Annotated in this window: 15 protein-coding genes; 4 read left to right on the top strand and 11 right to left on the bottom strand. The window is 61.6% G+C overall.

Going from position 1 to position 16,813, the window contains the following annotated elements; translation table 11 throughout:
* Nucleotides 1–7 precede the first annotated feature (7 nt).
* A complete protein-coding gene (locus GOQ28_RS10925) occupies nucleotides 8–1,003 on the top strand; it encodes a Bug family tripartite tricarboxylate transporter substrate binding protein (RefSeq protein WP_160356450.1) in 996 nt (331 codons plus the stop codon).
* 75 nt (nucleotides 1,004–1,078) lie between these two features.
* Here the strand turns inward: GOQ28_RS10925 and GOQ28_RS10920 are convergent, their stop codons facing one another.
* From GOQ28_RS10920 to GOQ28_RS10885, 8 genes are all read right to left on the bottom strand, one after another.
* Nucleotides 1,079–2,056, bottom strand: a complete 978-nt coding sequence (locus GOQ28_RS10920) for a threonine/serine dehydratase (RefSeq protein WP_160356449.1) — start codon at nucleotides 2,054–2,056, stop codon at nucleotides 1,079–1,081.
* Between the two features lie 30 nt (nucleotides 2,057–2,086).
* A complete protein-coding gene (locus GOQ28_RS10915) occupies nucleotides 2,087–3,373 on the bottom strand; it encodes an MFS transporter (protein WP_160356448.1) in 1,287 nt (428 codons plus the stop codon).
* Nucleotides 3,374–3,473: 100 nt separating this feature from the next.
* Nucleotides 3,474–3,866, bottom strand: a complete 393-nt coding sequence (locus tag GOQ28_RS10910) for a RidA family protein (protein ID WP_236844305.1) — start codon at nucleotides 3,864–3,866, stop codon at nucleotides 3,474–3,476.
* 125 nt (nucleotides 3,867–3,991) lie between these two features.
* Entirely contained in the window at nucleotides 3,992–4,675 is a 684-nt protein-coding gene (locus tag GOQ28_RS10905; protein ID WP_160356447.1) for a nitroreductase, read from the bottom strand.
* Between the two features lie 79 nt (nucleotides 4,676–4,754).
* Nucleotides 4,755–5,186: a PaaI family thioesterase gene (locus GOQ28_RS10900; protein ID WP_236844304.1), complete on the bottom strand. Its 432-nt coding sequence runs from the start codon at nucleotides 5,184–5,186 to the stop codon at nucleotides 4,755–4,757.
* Nucleotides 5,187–5,329: 143 nt separating this feature from the next.
* On the bottom strand, nucleotides 5,330–7,459 hold the full coding sequence (locus GOQ28_RS10895; RefSeq protein ID WP_442862098.1) for a TonB-dependent siderophore receptor: 2,130 nt from the start codon (nucleotides 7,457–7,459) through the stop codon (nucleotides 5,330–5,332).
* Nucleotides 7,460–7,717: 258 nt separating this feature from the next.
* Entirely contained in the window at nucleotides 7,718–8,845 is a 1,128-nt protein-coding gene (locus tag GOQ28_RS10890) for a zinc-binding dehydrogenase (protein WP_160356446.1), read from the bottom strand.
* Nucleotides 8,846–8,956: 111 nt separating this feature from the next.
* A complete protein-coding gene (locus GOQ28_RS10885; RefSeq protein WP_160356445.1) occupies nucleotides 8,957–11,128 on the bottom strand; it encodes a malate synthase G in 2,172 nt (723 codons plus the stop codon).
* 291 nt (nucleotides 11,129–11,419) lie between these two features.
* Here GOQ28_RS10885 and glcC point away from each other — a divergent pair, with 291 nt between their 5' ends.
* Entirely contained in the window at nucleotides 11,420–12,184 is a 765-nt protein-coding gene (gene glcC / locus GOQ28_RS10880; protein WP_160356444.1) for a transcriptional regulator GlcC, read from the top strand.
* Between the two features lie 36 nt (nucleotides 12,185–12,220).
* Here the strand turns inward: glcC and GOQ28_RS10875 are convergent, their stop codons facing one another.
* The 3 genes from GOQ28_RS10875 to GOQ28_RS10865 form a co-directional block, all read right to left on the bottom strand.
* Nucleotides 12,221–12,637 carry a DUF1090 domain-containing protein gene (locus GOQ28_RS10875; protein WP_160349817.1) on the bottom strand — a complete coding sequence of 139 codons (417 nt, stop codon included), beginning with the start codon at nucleotides 12,635–12,637 and terminating at the stop codon, nucleotides 12,221–12,223.
* 34 nt (nucleotides 12,638–12,671) lie between these two features.
* A complete protein-coding gene (ubiA, locus tag GOQ28_RS10870) occupies nucleotides 12,672–13,595 on the bottom strand; it encodes a 4-hydroxybenzoate octaprenyltransferase (protein ID WP_160356472.1) in 924 nt (307 codons plus the stop codon).
* A 79-nt stretch (nucleotides 13,596–13,674) separates the two neighbouring features.
* Entirely contained in the window at nucleotides 13,675–14,874 is a 1,200-nt protein-coding gene (locus GOQ28_RS10865) for an aminotransferase-like domain-containing protein (protein WP_160356443.1), read from the bottom strand.
* 128 nt (nucleotides 14,875–15,002) lie between these two features.
* On the opposite strand from GOQ28_RS10865, the gene GOQ28_RS10860 reads away from it, so the two are divergent.
* Together GOQ28_RS10860 and dapA are read left to right on the top strand one after the other, a co-directional pair.
* Complete coding sequence (locus GOQ28_RS10860) at nucleotides 15,003–15,494, top strand: GAF domain-containing protein (RefSeq protein ID WP_160356442.1); 492 nt, start codon at nucleotides 15,003–15,005, stop codon at nucleotides 15,492–15,494.
* A 345-nt stretch (nucleotides 15,495–15,839) separates the two neighbouring features.
* A complete protein-coding gene (gene dapA, locus GOQ28_RS10855; RefSeq protein WP_160356441.1) occupies nucleotides 15,840–16,754 on the top strand; it encodes a 4-hydroxy-tetrahydrodipicolinate synthase in 915 nt (304 codons plus the stop codon).
* Nucleotides 16,755–16,813 lie beyond the last annotated feature (59 nt).

The raw sequence follows: 16,813 nt of genomic DNA, 5'->3' as shown, positions 1-16,813 counted from the left end.
TCAAAGCATGAAGGGATTCAAGGCGAGTCTGGCCTCGGCGGTAAAACTGAGTGCGATAGGAGCCGCCGTGGCGGTGTGCCTGTCGGCCGGCGCCTATGCGCAGGCCACGTACCCGGATAAACCCATTACGCTCATCGTGGGCTCTTCGCCCGGCGGGTCGAACGATGTGTTTGCCCGCGCACTTGCCAAGCATATGGGCGACGCGCTCAAGCAATCCGTGGTCGTCGAGAACCGCCCGTCCGGCGGCGGCGTGTTGGCGAATTCGCTGGTGTCCAAGGCCGACCCCGATGGCTATACGCTGGGCATGGTGTCCTCGACCTTTACCACCGGTGCGGCGATCCGGGACAACCTGGGCTATGACGCGGTAAAGAGCTTCACCCCCGTGGCCATGATCGCCAAAGGCCCGCTGCTGGTCACCGTCAACAACGACCAGCCCTTCAAAACGATTCAGGAACTGGTCCAATACGCCCAAGCCAATCCCGGCAAACTGAACTACGGGACCTCGGGCATCGGCAGCATCAACCAGTTTGCGACGGAGGTGTTTCTCCAATCCGCCGACGTCAAGATGACCCACGTGCCGTACAAGGGCATGGGCCCGGCGACCAACGATTTGATCGGTGGCCAGATCCAGGTGCTGGTGGCCAGTGCGCCCTCGATCGGTGGACAGGTCAAAAGCGGCCACGTCCGTGCGCTCGCCGTGACGACAGCGCAGCGTTCGCCGGTGGCGCCGGATCTGCCTTCACTGGAGGAAGCCGGCTATAAAGGCAGTACGGCGGACTTGTGGTGGGGCGTTATCGGCCCCGCGGGCATGCCCGCGGATGTAACGGCCAAACTGAATCAGGTGATCAATAATGCGCTTGCCAGCGACGAGATGAAGGCGTTCCTGATCAAGGAAGGCGCCGAGGCCGCACCGATGAGTTCGGCCGCATTTGGCAAGGTCATCGCCGACGAGCTGGCCAATTGGAAAGCCGTGGCCGAGAAGTCCGGCATCAAGCCGGAATAGGCCGACCCGTTCTAGCGTTCTTCAGATGCATCATGGGCCCCTTAATTTCGAGGGCCATGATGCGTCTGGCAGCCCTCAAGCCAGATGGCGGGCGAACGTCGCCGGGTCGGTGTTGGTGCCACACAGCAGCACGCCCACGCGTTTGCCCGCGAATTCATCCTTTAGCGGGCCCACCAGTGCCGCCGTGGCGGCCGCACATGCCGGCTCCGTCGCCAGCTTGAGCTGGTCGAAAAGCAAGCGCATGGCGCCGCGCAACGCGTCGTCCGTCACACTGACCAAACGATCCACGTTCTTGCGACACAGATCGAGGCTGTATTGCTCAGTATGCGGGGCGCTCAGACTATCGGCGATGCTGTGCATCGGCCCCATTTTGATCGGGCCGTTCGCCGCGAAGCTGCGATGCATGACATCGGCTCCCTCGGGTTCCACGCCGATGACCTGGCATTGCGGCTGCATGAGTTTGATGGCTGTGCTGACACCCGCCATCAGACCGCCGCCGCCAATGGGCACGATCACGGCGTCCAGCTCGCCCGCCTGACGCAGCCATTCATATCCCAGCGTCGCGGTGCCGAGCACGGTACGGTAGCCATTAAAGGGGTGAACAAAGAACTTGCCTTCTTCGCTTTCGATACGCCGCACCGTTTCAAAAGCGGAGGCCCCGTCTTCGGCCAGCACGACCTCGGCGCCATACTGTCGGCATAGCGCCACGCGTGCCGGGCTGGCGGTTTTGATCATGACGACCTTGGCGGGAATCTGCAACCGCATCGCCGCATACGCCACCGCCACGGCATGATTGCCCGCCGACACGCAGGTCACTCCCGCGCGCCGCTGCGTGTCGTCCAAGGCGAACAAGTTGGAAAACGCGCCGCGGGCCTTGAACGTGCCGCTGGCCTGCAATAGTTCAAACTTAAAGAAGATTTCCGTGCCTGGTACCGGATCGAAATCCGACTTCGCCATCATGGGCGTCGTGCGTATCCAGTGCTGGAGCTCTGCGTGCAAGGTTTCAATCGCGGCAAGGTCCGGAACGGGCAAGGTATCAGCAGGCGAGGTCATAAGGTATCTCTTCAGAATGCAAACGCAACATCAACGCAGGTTCAGGCGGCGACGGACGACCAGCAGCGAGATCAGGCTGACCACCGCCGCGAAAATCACGTAAAAGCTGGGGGCCAGGATATTGCCACTGCTCGAGATCAGCCAGGCCATGATGAACGGCGCGAATCCACCAAAAATCGTGACGGCGATGTTATAGCCAAGCGACATACCGGTCGTGCGCGTTTGCGTCGGGAAGAGATCCGTCAGCAACGCCGGCAGTACGCCGAAATAGCTGGCCAGCATCACGCCCAACACGAGCTGCACCAACATCATGGTGGCGAACGTGGGCGAGGCCTTCAGCAGCAGGAATAGCGGGTACATCACGATGATAAACAACACGGCGGCGATCATCATGATGCCGGTGCGACCGTGGCGGTCCGACCAATGACCCACGATGGGGGCAATGATGAACTGCACGATACCGGTGACGAGAATCGCGGCAAAAGCAGCCGAAGACGGGATGCCCAATTGCTTGACCGCATAAGTCGGCATGTACAGCACGAGATAGGTGGCCACCGTACCCAGCACGACGGAGCCGATCGCCAGCACCAGACGCATGCGATGGTGGGTAAACGTGTCGGCCAGGGGCGTTTCGGTACGCTCGGCGGCGAGAAACTCGGGCGTCTCGTCGATCTTCGTGCGGATGTAATAGGCGACAGGACCGATCAACAGACCGAAGAAAAACGGCACACGCCACCCCCACGACTCGAGCTGCTCGGTGGTGAGCCAGGCGCTCAAACCCGCGCCAAAGCCGGCCGCAAGCAGCGTGGTGAGCCCTTGGCTGGCGACCTGCCAACTGGCGAAGAAGCCGCGACGGTTGGGGCTATGCTCGGCCAGGAACGCCGTGGCGCTACCGAATTCACCGCCTGCCGAAAAGCCCTGGATCAGGCGCGCGAGAACGATGCCGATGGGCGCCCAGATACCGATGCTGGCATAAGTAGGCATGACGGCGATCATCAGCGTGCCCAGCATCATCAGCATGATCGCCAATGTCAGCGTGGCACGCCGCCCCACGCGGTCGGCGTATACGCCAAGCACCAGCGCACCGAGCGGGCGCATGAAGAACGATACGCCGAACGTACCCAGCGTAATGAGCAGGGAGACTGTTTCGTTTTCGTTCGGAAAAAACAGGCGCGAAATCGTAGCGGCGAAAAAGCCATACACCACCAGATCGAACCATTCCAGCGCGTTGCCGATCGAGGCCGCCGCGATAAGACGTTTCGCTGAAGGCGCTATCTTTTCAGGAGAGGATGGCGCGGGAGTCGCTATTGTTGCCATGGAAAATCCGGTTTAAGCAAACATTGATAAGAAGAGCGGCAAAGCACTAGGCCGCAAGAACGCAACGTCGTTGGGCCTGGAAAAATCAGCATGGGGCTGGTCAGCCCTCGTCATCGCCGATCTGAGCAATCGCTTCGATCTCGACTAACGCCCCAGGCAACATCAAATCGGCGCGCACGGTCGAGCGCGCGGGCAGTTTCGTCGTGCCAAAGAATTCGCCATAGGCGGCATCGAACGCGGTGAAGTCATCGACGCGCGTAAGCCATACCGTGGTCTTGACGATGTGGCCCGCGGTGAGGCCCACCGTTTGCAGGTGCCGTTCGATGTTCTCCAGGCACACGCGGGTTTGCGTGCTGACGTCATCGCCCACGATACGAAAGCCCTCGTCAAACGCCATCTGGCCCGACACGAATACCAGATTGCCGGCGCGTCGCACCATGGAGAATTTGGGTTGGCGTCGCGTCGGCGCGGAAGAAGGCGTGGAGCTTTGCATAACGGTTTCCGTGTGTGGTTGAGGCGCGGGCCGCTATGTTGGCAGGCCGGGCGCCGTGGCAAAACAACGGACAACATTATGCTTTGATAACGCCGATCACGCATGAAAGCCCCTATACGTGGGCCTTAATCGTCGTGGAACACCGTGAAGCTGTCGACCTCGACGCGCGACGGGCGATAGCGGTTCACCCGGGCATCGGGGTCGCGATACCCGATCGATATGCCGCAGATCACCACCTGATGATCGGAGATGCCCAGGTGTTCCCTGACGATATCGGGGTAGTTGGCTAACGCCGCTTGTGGGCAGGTATCGAGCCCCAGGGCTCGTGCCATGATCATGATGTTCTGCAAGAACATGCCGTAGTCCAACCAACTGCCGGTTCCCATGTCGTCGTCGATGGTGAACATCATCACACAGGGCGCGCCAAAGAACTCATAGTTGTGCCCGCGCTGCTCGTCGGCGGCCGCGCGGTCACCCTTTCCGATCCCCAACCATTGGTATAAACCCCAACCTGTTTCGCGGCGTCGTTGCAGATAGGGTTCGCGCCATTCTGCCGGGTAATACTGATATCCACGGCGCTCTGGCTCTTTCGCACGATGCGCATTCAACAAAGCCTGCGATAGCGCATCACGCCGTTTCCCAGTGAGCACATGCACTTGCCAGGGTTGAATATTGCTGCCGCTGGGCGCGTACGTGGCGGCCTCTAGAATGCGGCGAATGATGGCTGGCGGCACCGGGTCTGGCAGAAAGCTGCGGATGCTCTGGCGCGAGCGAATTGCTTGTTCAACTGCGTTCATGGAATCGTGCATAAAGGGTGGCTCCTTGATGCGCCGTCAAAGCGGTGCAATTGGCTTCAGAGGGCTGATGTTCAGACGGTCACGCGGTGGCTTATGTGCTCGTCCCGGCGCTTACGGCGGGCGCATTCGCCTCTACGCGCGGGCGGCCGTGTTTAAACGAGCCTTGTGCCGTGGCGATCACGCGACCATCCGGCGTGCGCACTTCGGCTTGCGAGAAATAGATCTTGCGCCCGCGTCCGGTCACCGTGCCGATGGCCAGCACATGGCCGCTCTTGACCGAGCCGATGAAGTTGATCGCCAGCGAGATCGTGACCGAGTTGCTGCGTTCAGGGTTGTCCTGCTCGATTCCGGCATAACCGCACGCAGCATCCAGCAAGGCACTGACCACGCCGCCTTGCAGCGCGCCCTGACGATTGAGATGGTTCGGTTGCACCGGCAAGTGCAGGACGACGCGGCCGTCGCCCCAGCTCTCGATCGAGGCGCCTAGTGAATGCAGAAACGGGTTGTCTTCGAAACGGCTCATAAGGGAATAGCGATGGAGGTTAAGGCAAGCGCACGCGCTCGCGACCATCGATATTACCGTTGTTGGACCGATCTGTCGGAGGCATCATGGGCGGCGCGGCTGGCCACGCCGCGCCAGCGCATGGGCATATCGGATCTACCCGGTTAAAACGCCACGCTGGCGCTGAGGCTGAACGTTCTGGGATCGCCGGCCTTGATGTAGTTCTCCGACTGATAAAGCCAATAGCGTTTATCGGTCAGATTGTTGATCGCCGCTCGCAGTGTCGTGTTGTACCCATAGATGCGCGTGTCATACGTCGCCCCGATATTAAAGATGGTGTAGTTATCCACCTCGATCTGGTTCGACGCGTCCAGCATGACGTTACCGGTGTATTTCGCATCGGCCCGCAGCCGTAAACCCGGGACCTGTGGCACATCGTAGGCCAGCTGCGCGGCGGCAATGAATCGCGGTGCGCCCGCGACGCGGTTGCCGGTGTGATCGGCGCCTCTCTTGTATTCGGTGTCAAGCAACATGATGCTCGCGCCCGCATGCCACTGCCGCGCGATACGCGCGGCAGTGGCCAACTCCAGGCCTTGATAGATCGACTTGCCATCCTGCACGAGTTCACGTCCGCCGGATTCGAGCTCGCGCCCATATTCCGACTTTCTTTCGATGCGAAACAGCGCGGCGGTGGCGGACCAGTCTTCGCGTTCGGTCTTGATGCCCAGCTCGTACTGCTTGCTCTTTAACGGACTGAGCAAAGCGCCTCGGTTTTCATAGGTATTGCCCACCACAGAGCCCGGCTCGAGCGATTCGATGTAGCTGGCATAGGCCATGGTCTGCGGCGTGAAGTTGAACATCAGCGCCACGGTAGGGGTCAGTACACCGTTTTTCTTATACGTGGGCGCGGCCTCGTCGCCGCTGGGCAGAAAGCTTCTCTGCTCGTAATCGGTATAACGCAGCCCGGCCAGAACGGACCAGCCATGGGTCAGATCCACGGTATCGCTGGCGAAAATCGCTTTCTGCGTGATGTCCGCGGAGCGATAGAGCGACAGCTGGCCTACGCTGTAATAGGTGTTGGGATTGGGTTCGTAAAGGTTGCCCGTGCCCTCTAGCTGATAAATGCTGTTGGCGCTGAGATCGGTTTTTTGTTTTTGCCACGATGCGCCAAACACGACTTGGTGCTTGAGCGGGCCGGTATCGAAACGGCCTTCAGCCGCGGTTTCCCACTGGTTATACGAGTGCGCTTCACCGTAATCCGATCGATAGTCGTCGTAGTTCCCGCTGCTGTCGGTTAGTGCCAAGACGCTTTCATTGCGACGCGTGCGCGTGGTGTTGTAGGTGTAGTGCGACCGCAAGCTCCATTGATCATTGAGTTGGTATTTCAGGCCCGTGGAATAAAAGCGAAACGCGTTATCGGCATACAAGCCTTCGCCTTGCAGATTGTGATTGTCGGCCCGCACAGGCGAGGGCAACGACGTTCCCGACATGCCGGAGGTCGTGATGGTGGCATCCATCCCAATCGCGTTACGGTCCTGGTAGATCGATTGAAAATCCCAGGTGAGCTTATCGGTCAGCCGCGCGTCCAAAGCCAGCGAGACGGAGTCGCGATACAGCGAGCCGTCGTTATAGGTTTTGCCTTCTTCATGGGTCGCATTTAGCCGGTAGCCGAACCGCTCGTCCTCGCCCACGCGTGCGCCGAGATCGACCGATTCACGCCACAGGCTCTTGGAGGTATAGCCCAGCGTGAAGCTGCGCACTGGCTCGCTGGGCGGTTTCTTCGTCACATAGTTCAGCATGCCGCCCGGCGCGCCGAAGCCGTACATAAATCCCGATGCCCCTTTTAACAGGTCGATCCGTTCCATCTGCTCGTAGGGCAGGGTAGTGACATAGCTGACAAAGGGCTTGCCATCGATGCGATAAGAGTTGCGCCAATCCAGCGCCAGTCCGCGCACGGTGAGGTAACTGGACCATGCGCCATTGGCGGCGCTGTTGTCCGATACGGAAGCATCGAGGGCGAACACATCGCCGAGCTTATTGATCTGCCGGCTCTCGATATGTTGCGCAGTCACGACCGTGCTGGAAAAGGGCGTCTCGATGGCGCTGCGACTGCCCAGCGCACCCATATCGACCGGCAGTTCCAGATGCTGCAGCGTGGATTCCAAAGGCTCGGCCTGAACAGTGACCGACGGCATCTGCGCGACATCGGATGATGACGTCGTGTCCGTAGCAACTGTCTGTGCATGCACGAGGGGCGACCCCAGCGCCGGTAAGCCCACCAGCAGGGCGGGCAGGTAGCATGGCAGCGCGCGATGTCGCGTGACACGCCGCGCGCAATAGTAGGGATAGCCGAAACGAGCCACTCGCGTCTCCAGGAGCAGGGGGAAAGCCTGAAGTTGTATTGGAAATGCGAGTGATTCGCAATTACTGTTTCGCTTCGAAAGATTTGCACAAAGTGCGTCGCAACGGCCCTTTGGCTGGGATGCCAGGCTGGCGGCATCTTATGTACCGCCAACGTGGCCGCGTTTTTAGCGTGTTGAAAGGCGTCGATGTCAGCCCTGACTTGGGTCGATCAAGAACTTTTCACCCGTGGCCTTGCGTTCAATCGCGCGTAGAACGTCTGGCCGCAGTATCTCCGCCAGACCCACGGTGCGCGTGTAATGGCTGGCAAAGGTCGTGGTCAATTCCCTGACCACGCGCTGGCGCAATCCCTGCACGACCTCGGGTTCGAACGTGGCCAGTTTGTTGAACAACAGCCATCCCGATACGCTCCATCCAAAGCCCAGGGTGCTGCGGTCCAGCACACTCGGTGAGAGATCCAGGCGGCCGTAGACGTACACCTGCTTGAACACGTTGCTACCGTATTGGTTATACGTAGTCGAGGTACGGGCCGCAGCGCGTTCCATGGCGTTCAGAATGTCGCTGCCGAGGGTGCCGCCGCCAATCGCATCAAAGGCAATGGTGGCGCCGGTCTCTGCGATCGCCTCGGTGAGCTGCTCGTGAAAGGCCTCGTCCTTGCTATTCAGAACATGGCTTGCCCCGATGTAGCGCAGCAACGCCGCTTGTTCCTCGGAGCGCACGATGTTGATCAACGGGATGCCATCGGCCAGGCAAATCCGTTGCAGCATCTGGCCCAGGTTCGATGCCGCTGCCGTATGGATGATGGCCTTATGCCCTTCGCGGCGGGCCGTCTCGACAAAGCCCAACGCAGTCAGCGGGTTGATGAACATCGACGCGCCCGCCGCGGCACTGACACCGTCGGGCAATGGGATGACATCCTTGGCCGCGATCTTGCGGTAATCGGCATACATAGCGCCGCCTACCATGCCGACTCGCTTGCCCTGAAGCGCGCTGACGTTTTTACCTGCCGCAATGACGGTGCCGGCGCCTTCGTTGCCGACGGCCAATGGTTGGCCGATCCGGCCGGCGACGGCAGCCATTCTTGCGGATGGTACCGACACCGTCAGCCGCGGGCCGTCGGCCGCGTCGATCGCGTCGATGGTCGCGAGGTCCGCGGGCCCCAACAGCATGCCGATGTCGCTCGGGTTGACGGGTGTCGCCTCAATGCGCACCACCACTTCGTCATCCCCAGGTTCCGTGATCTCGATGGGGTTCAGTGACAGCGTCAGCGTGCCCTGTTTGTCGATCGTGGAGCGTAATTGTCGTCCGGTCCAGGCCATGTCTTTCTCCGTTCGCATGTGTGCAGACTTAGGCTAGCACGGAGTGATCCGGCTCCGATAACGAGATGAAAAAGGCCCCTCTCGGGGCCGTTGTGCTGCGGCATCGGAGGATCAACGGGCGGCTTTATAGGCCTGCCGATACTTGTGCAGCAGAGGTTCCGTATAGCCGTTTGGCTGCTCCAGCCCTTCAAAGATCAGCGCGCTGGCTGCCTGGAATGCGATCGACTGTTGGAAGTCATCGGCCATCGGGCGATACAGCGCATCGCCCGCATTTTGTTTGTCGACCACTCGCGCCATGCGTTCCAACGTGGACTGCACTTGCTCGCGGGTGACAATGCCGTGCAGCAGCCAGTTGGCGATGTGCTGGCTCGAAATACGCAGCGTGGCGCGGTCCTCCATGAGGCCGATGTCGTTGATATCGGGAACCTTGGAGCAACCCACGCCTTGATCGATCCAGCGCACCACATAGCCCAGGATGCCCTGCGCATTGTTGTCCAGTTCGCGTTGGATGTCGTCGGGCGACCATTGCGCGGGATCGCCCACCGGGATCGTGAGGAGACCTTGTAGCAGGGCGTCCTGCTCAGTGGTCAGTGGCGTGCTCTCCAGGGCTTGCTGGACGGACGCGACATCGACTTGGTGATAATGCAGCGCATGCAGCGTCGCGGCGGTGGGCGAGGGCACCCAGGCGGTGTTTGCCCCGGCCTTGGGATGGGCGATTTTCTGTTCGATCATGGCTGCCATCAGATCCGGCATGGCCCACATGCCCTTGCCGATCTGCGCACGCCCGCGCAGGCCGCAGTTCAAGCCCACCAGCACATTGCTGCGTTCGTAGGCGGCGATCCAGGCACTGGATTTCATATCGCCCTTGCGCAGCATCGGGCCGGCTTGCATCACGGTGTGCATTTCGTCGCCGGTGCGATCCAAAAAGCCCGTATTGATGAATGCGACGCGTCCGGAGGCGGCCCGAATGCACGCCTTCAGGTTGACGCTGGTACGACGCTCTTCGTCCATGATGCCCATCTTGATCGTATGACGGGGCAGACCCAGCAGGTCTTCGACGCGATCAAACAGTTCGTTGGCAAAGGCGGCTTCCGCCGGGCCGTGCATCTTCGGTTTGACGATATAGATCGAGCCCGTGCGCGAGTTGCATTGACGCTTGCGGTCGGGCAGGGCGGTCAGCGTCGTCATCACCGCGTCCAGAACGCCCTCGGGGATTTCCGCGCCTTGGGCGTCCAGGATGGCCGGGTTGGTCATCAGATGACCCACGTTGCGCACGAACAGCAGCGAGCGCCCGTGCAAGGTCAGCGTGCCGCCATCGGGGGTACGGTATTCGCGATCCGGATTCATGCGGCGCGTGAAGGTCTTGCCGTTCTTGGTGACCTGTTCCGTGAGATCACCCTGCATCAGCCCCAGCCAGTTGCGATACAGCAGGACTTTGTCTTCCGCATCGACAGCGGCCACCGAGTCTTCGCAGTCCATGATGGTGGTCAGCGCTGCCTCGACCACCACGTCTTTCACGCCGGCGGCATCGGTGGCGCCGATGCTGTGCGTGCGATCGATCTGGATTTCGATATGCAGGCCGTTATGCTTGAGCAGGATGGCTTGCGGGGCGTCGGCTTGGCCTACATAGCCCACGAATTGCGCGGGATCCTTCAAGGCGAGCTTGCCCTGTGCCGAGGCGATAACCAGTTGACCGTTTTCGACCGCATAGCCCGTGGCGTCGGCATGCGAGCCCTGCGCGAGCGGAGCGGCTTGATCCAGCACCTCGCGCGCCCGCGCGATAACCGCCTTGCCGCGTTCCGGGTTGTAGCCCGTGCCGGTATCGCCCGGGGTGGGCGGGATCGCATCGGTGCCGTACAACGCGTCATACAGGCTGCCCCAGCGCGCATTGGCGGCGTTCAAGGCATAGCGTGCGTTGGACATCGGCACGACCAACTGGGGGCCGGCCTGTTCGGCGATTTCCGCATCGACATTGGCGGTCGTGACGCGCACGTCCTCAGGGATGGGCTGCAGATAGCCGATTTGCTCCAGGAATGCGCGGTAGGCGTTCATGTCCTGAATAGGGCCTGGGTGTGCGCGATGCCAGGTGTCCAGCTCCGCCTGCAAACGGTCACGCTCGGCGAGCAGCTCGCGATTCTTGGGAGTCAGATCGCTGACCAACGCAGCAAAGCCGGGCCAGAAATCCTGCGGCGCGATGCCGGCTGCCGGCAAGGCCTCGCTCTCGATGAATTGATGGAGCACGGTCGCGACTCGCAGACCGTTTTGCTCAATACGTTGTGTCATACCTGTCTCGCCTGATTCTCTGACTGGCGCCATACGCGCTACGGTCCTACATCATGGCCGCTAAGTCCGTCGTCTGTCCAGCCTTGAGACTACTGGTCATACCAGTTTGTGCAGTGCCGCGAGGTGAACAGCATGAGTTTTCGGTAGGATATTCAATTACTTGGCGCGAGGCCTTGGTTCGCGGCGTATACACTGACTGACTGGTCATACCAGTAGGTCGCGCGGCCCGTAGGCGCAAACCACGCGACCCACATGTACGCACGCATGCCCCTTCATAGACGAGAGCAAAGAATGGAACCCGAGGTCGCCTCCCCTGGCCAACAGATCGCTGACAGCGTCGCCGCCCGAATCGAGCGGCTGATCATGGATGGCGTTTTAAAGGCCGGGCAGGTGCTGCCATCCGAACGGCGGCTCACGGAAAAACTCAACGTATCGCGCAGCGCATTGCGGGAGGGATTAAGGATCTTGCGCGCGCGGGGCATCATTCATACCGCGCAGGGCAAGGGTTCTTTCGTCGCACCGATATCGCAAGTCGATGCCGGGCCGCTCGTTCACTTGTTTCATTCACAGCCGCGCACGCTGTATGACCTGTTGGAAGTCCGCGCGCTGCTCGAAGGCGAGGCGGCACGCCTGGCCGCGATCCGTGGCACCGACGCGGATTTCATTCTGATCCATCGGCGTTATCAGGCCATGGTGGATGCGCAGGCGCGCGACACCGACGCCGCGACCCATGCTCATCTGGATCACGCTTTTCACCTGGCCGTGTGCGAGGCCTCGCATAATCCGGTGTTGACGCACACGCTGCAATCGCTGACGGATCTGATGCTGGGGTCCGTGTTTGCGTGTGTGAATAACCTCTATCACCGCCAGCCGCACAAGCAGCAGATCGACCGGCAACACGAGGCGGTCTACGACGCCGTGATTGCGCGCTTGCCCGATGAGGCGCATCAAGCGGCGACGGCGCACGTCAATAGCGTGCGCCAGAGTCTGCGCGAGATCGAACAAGAAGAGCAGCGTCTGGTGCGCGCGACCTTAAGGCTGGAAGGCTGGACATAACCCGCGCTCGGATCGGGTTCGCGCGCCTGCCCCGCGCTATTGCAGCAATTCAGCTTGCGCGGCGCTGAGTTCGGCGCGGGCTTCTTGCAGTTTGCGCTGAGCGCGCTTGATTTTTTCTTCACTGCCCCGATCACGGGCCTCGGCGAGCTCTTCTTCGCGCTCGGCGACTTTGGCTTGGGCTTCCTCGATCGCCTTCTGGCGGTCGGCTTCCAGCGTTTCGTCGGTGCAGGCCTGCCGGGCCTTGGCCAATGCGCGGCGCAAGCCTTTTTCCTGGGGCGCGTTGCCATTGGCCTGCGCGGCGGCGATCCTGTTCTCGATATGGCAGAACTTCGCCGCGCATCCAAGTTTCGCGCTGCAGTCTCGCAGCGCGGATGGCGGGGGCTCTGTCGCGATCGCCGATCCCGTGAGCAGGGTGCCAGCGAGGATCAGTACCAGTCGGGGCGTTCGGATCATATCGGCTCCAGGGTGCTACGCCCGCGCCCGGGCGTCAGATGAGCGTACCGGCCAGCGCGGCCGCAATCAGCAATACGCCAGTCCAAAGATTGGCGCGAAACAGCATGAAGCTGCGTTCAGGCCGCTGCAAATCAAAGATGTAAAGCTGCCAGGCCAGGTGCAGCGCGACAGCGGCGACACCGACCTGATAGGCCCAGTGCAGGCCCATGGCATAGCCACCCCAGGCCCAGAGCACGATGGTGGCGACATAGAACCCGCCTATCCAGGCCTTGCCTCGGTCACCAAAGCGCAACGCCGTCGAGCGCAGGCCCAGTTGCTTATCGTCGCGTACATCGGTGTAGGCATAGATGCTGTCATAGCCCACCTGCCACATCACCGCGCCCAGCCACATCGCGATTGCGCTCAGCGGCAAGACGTCCTGCGTATCCGACCAGGCCATCAGCATGCCCCAGTTAAAGCAGATGCCCAGGACGACCTGCGGCCAATAGGTGATGCGCTTGCACAGCGGATAGATGAAGACGAAGGGCAGCACCGCCAGCGCCAGCCAGCGGCTCATTTCGTTAATGAAAAACAGCAGCGATCCGCAGACCAGCAATTGCCCGAGCAAGAACCACCAGGCCTGTCGCATGCTCAGCTGACCGCTGGTCAGCGGCCGGAATCGCGTGCGTTCGACGTGTTTGTCGATATCCCGGTCGCACATGTCGTTGACGGTGCAGCCGATACCGCGCATCAACAGCGCGCCCAGCGAAAACACAATCAGGCGGCCCAAGTCGGGCAAGCCGCCCGCCGCCTGGATCAACGCGGCGATACAAGGCAGCAGCGTCAGCCACGTCCCGATCGGCCGGTCGAGCCGGCACAGGCGCGCGTAGGGGCGCCATGATTTGGGTAACCACCGCTCTACCCAGTCGGTAAAGACGATGTCGCTGAGATCGGGGGAAGAGGTCTGCTGCGCGCTCACCATAAGGACAATGCGATGGGTAGGCGTGAGTGGAAAAGGAACGGGCGGCGGCGCGATGCCGCCGCCCGCGATGGGACCGTCAGGCGTATTGCTTGATCAGCTTGCCCAGGATGGCGACGCCCGCGCGAATCTTTTCCTCGGGCACCGTGACAAAGCTCAGACGCAGGGTGTTGGTCTGCGCCTTGCCGGCATAGAACGGCGCACCCGGCACAAAGGCAACGTTCTGCTCGATGGCCTGCGCCAGCAGCTTGGTGCTGTCGATATGGTCGGGCAGCGTCACCCACAGGAACATGCCGCCTTCGGGCACGGTCCATTTGACGGTATCGGGGAATTCGCGGGCCAGCGCATCCAGCATGCAACGGCCTTGCACGCGATAGAGTTCGCGCACGGTCGGCAGGTGCGTGGTCAGAAAGCCGTCCTTGACGACCTCGTACACGGCCATCTGCGTGAGCGTGGGGGTGTGCAGGTCGGTGGCTTGCTTGGCCTGGACGAGCTTGTCGATGATGCTGCGATGAGCGGCGATATAACCGAGGCGCAGGCCCGGGGCCAGCACCTTGGAGAACGAACCCAGGCGGATGACATTGGCGCCACAGTCTTTACCCAGCGCCAGCAACCCGGGCTGGGGCTCACCGGCGTAACGCAGTTCGCCGTAGGGATCGTCCTCGACGATGGGCAGACCCAATTCGGCGGCGCGTTGCACCAGAGCCTTTCGGCGCTCCAGGCTCAGCGTGCGGCCCGTGGGGTTCTGGAAGTTGGGCAGCGCGTACAAAAAGCGCGCGCCGGCGGCCAGTTCCGGCGTGATGGCTTCGGGCACCAGGCCGCCATCGTCGGTCGGCACCGGCACGAAGGTGGGTTGATACAGGCTGAACGACTGCAACGCGCCGAGGTAGCTGGGGTCTTCGACCAGGACCTTGCTGCCGTCATCGATCAGCACCTTGCCCAGCAAATCCAGCGCCTGCTGCGAACCCGAGACGATCAGGATCTGATCGGGCGTGACGTTGGCGCCAGCGCGGTTCAGGTCTTCAGCCACCCATTTGCGCAAGGGGGCGTAGCCCTCGGTGGGGCCATATTGCAGCGCAGCACGACCATTCTCGGCCAACACCTTATCGAACGCGGCGCGTACGACCTCTACCGGGAATCCGCTGGGCGCGGGCAGGCCGCCCGCGAAGGAGATGACCTCGGGACGCTCGGTGACTTTGAGGATCTCGCGGATCGCGGAGCTGGTGAGTTGTTGAGCACGCTGGGAGAACGTGCACACGGGTTGCAGAGGTTGGTCCATGGAAAGCTTTGCCAGAAAGAACGTAAGAAAGAACAATTATTGTCCCACAACGCCGGGTTGTCGCCGTGTCCGTCCATGCCTGGGCCTAAAATCTTTTTGTTTACGAGATTCAGAGACACTTTTTCCCCATGTTCACCGCCGCAGAACTCCCTACCGACGACAAACCGCGCTTTTATGCCGAGCTGGCCGCCCAGGCGCGCGCGCTGCTGTCGGGCGAGACGGATCGCATCGCCAACGCCGCTAACCTCGCTGCCCTGGCGTATCAGGCGCTGCCCACGATCAACTGGGCGGGGTTTTACTTTTATGACGGCCGCGAGCTGGTGCTGGGTCCGTTCCAGGGCAAACCGGCCTGCGTGCGCATCGCGCTGGACCGGGGCGTCTGTGGCGCGGCCGCCAGCCAGCGGCGCACGCAGGTGGTGGCCGACGTACATGCGTTTCCCGGACATATCGCCTGCGATGCCGCCTCGCGCTCCGAGGTGGTGGTGCCGCTGGTGCGTGACGGCCAACTGATTGGCGTCTGGGACGTCGATAGCCCCGAGCCGGGCCGTTTCGACGAGGAAGACCGCCAGGGCATGGAGGCGTTGTGCGCGGTGTACCTGGAAAGCCTCGAAGCTGCTTGATTTACCGTATGCTCGCCGTGTCGGTTGACAGCCTGATGCGCGGCCAGTAGATTTTCAGTTCCTGCGGCTCGCGCCGTTTGTCATCCGGTCACGACCGGCACCTTTACTGTTTTATGCCCTCAGCCATACGCTCCTTCGTCGATCACCGCGCCTCGTGCGCGACGACGTCCTGCGTGTGCCTGAAATCCAAAAAACAGCCGCTCATCTGACCGGAGCTGCTGTTCCGTCAGATGGGCGACGGAACAGCGGCCAAAGCCGGGCCCCGATGCGCGGCGACACTCCCTCCTGACATCCCAGCTCCTCTGCACGGTTCCTTTCACGGTCTGACTGCATCAGGAGAGCATCATGTCGGAAACTTCATCAACCGGTTTTCAAGGCGTCTGGATCCCGCTGGTCACGCCATTTCGCGATGGATATGTGGACGAGGCCGCACTGCGCGGTCTGGTCCGGCATTACGTGGAGCAGGGCGTGGATGGATTCGTGGCCTGCGGCAGCACGGGCGAGGCCGCCTCGCTCGATCAAGACGAGCAACTGACCGTGCTGGACACCGTGCTGGCGGAATGCGGAGGCATTCCAGTCGTCATGGGCTTGGCCGGTAATCACCAAGGGCATGTGCTGCGTCGGCTGGCGTCGTTAGGCACGCGCCCATTGGCCGGCGTACTCACGCCCGCGCCTTATTACGTGCGGCCGGGGCAGGCAGGCGCGCTGAGCTATTTCCAGACGTTGGCGGACGCATCGCGTGTGCCGCTCATTTTGTACGACATTCCGTATCGCACGGGTGCGACGCTCGAGACCGGAACGCTGCTCGCCTTGGCGCGTCACGACAACATTGCCGCGATCAAGGACTGTGGTGGTTCGCTGGACAAGACGGTTGCGTTGATCGCAGACGGTGGCTTGCAGGTGATGGCGGGCGAGGATCTGCAGGCCCTGTCTACGTTGTGTCTGGGCGGCAGTGGCATGATCGCGGCGGCCGCGCACATTCGGCCGGATCTCTTTGTTGCGATGCACCGGGCGGTGCAAGCGCAGCAGATCAGGCGCGCGCGCCAGCTGTTTCACGCGTTGGCGCCCGTGATTCGTTTGTTGTTTGCCGAGCCGAATCCCGGTCCGGTCAAAGCGATGCTGGCGCGGCAAGGGCTGATCTCGCCGGAACTGCGCGCCCCAATGCCAGCGGCAAGCGCGACCCTCGAGGCGCAGCTGCATGCCTGCCTCTCGGTTTTGAACGAAAACTTTGCCCGAGAGCGCATGATGATCGCCGCCTGACGCTTGCGGCCGGGCGCATATTGCTATGATGCGCCCATCCTGGATCGCCCGTATCAGGC

The organism is Bordetella sp. 02P26C-1, assembly GCF_009763255.1.
Lineage (GTDB): Bacteria > Pseudomonadota > Gammaproteobacteria > Burkholderiales > Burkholderiaceae_B > Bordetella_A.
The sequence above is the reverse complement of the archived record's forward strand: the minus strand, read 5'-3'. Positions and strand labels throughout refer to the sequence as shown.

Excerpts from the sequence above, each read along its gene's own strand:
- GOQ28_RS10925 (WP_160356450.1), top strand. The coding sequence starts at position 8 with ATGAAGGGATTCAAGGCGAGTCTGGCCTCGGCGGTAAAACTGAGTGCG.
- GOQ28_RS10920 (WP_160356449.1), bottom strand. The coding sequence starts at position 2,056 with ATGACCTCGCCTGCTGATACCTTGCCCGTTCCGGACCTTGCCGCGATT.
- GOQ28_RS10915 (WP_160356448.1), bottom strand. The coding sequence starts at position 3,373 with ATGGCAACAATAGCGACTCCCGCGCCATCCTCTCCTGAAAAGATAGCG.
- GOQ28_RS10910 (WP_236844305.1), bottom strand. The coding sequence starts at position 3,866 with ATGCAAAGCTCCACGCCTTCTTCCGCGCCGACGCGACGCCAACCCAAA.
- GOQ28_RS10905 (WP_160356447.1), bottom strand. The coding sequence starts at position 4,675 with ATGCACGATTCCATGAACGCAGTTGAACAAGCAATTCGCTCGCGCCAG.
- GOQ28_RS10900 (WP_236844304.1), bottom strand. The coding sequence starts at position 5,186 with ATGAGCCGTTTCGAAGACAACCCGTTTCTGCATTCACTAGGCGCCTCG.
- GOQ28_RS10890 (WP_160356446.1), bottom strand. The coding sequence starts at position 8,845 with ATGGCCTGGACCGGACGACAATTACGCTCCACGATCGACAAACAGGGC.
- GOQ28_RS10885 (WP_160356445.1), bottom strand. The coding sequence starts at position 11,128 with ATGACACAACGTATTGAGCAAAACGGTCTGCGAGTCGCGACCGTGCTC.
- glcC (WP_160356444.1), top strand. The coding sequence starts at position 11,420 with ATGGAACCCGAGGTCGCCTCCCCTGGCCAACAGATCGCTGACAGCGTC.
- GOQ28_RS10875 (WP_160349817.1), bottom strand. The coding sequence starts at position 12,637 with ATGATCCGAACGCCCCGACTGGTACTGATCCTCGCTGGCACCCTGCTC.
- GOQ28_RS10865 (WP_160356443.1), bottom strand. The coding sequence starts at position 14,874 with ATGGACCAACCTCTGCAACCCGTGTGCACGTTCTCCCAGCGTGCTCAA.
- GOQ28_RS10860 (WP_160356442.1), top strand. The coding sequence starts at position 15,003 with ATGTTCACCGCCGCAGAACTCCCTACCGACGACAAACCGCGCTTTTAT.
- dapA (WP_160356441.1), top strand. The coding sequence starts at position 15,840 with ATGTCGGAAACTTCATCAACCGGTTTTCAAGGCGTCTGGATCCCGCTG.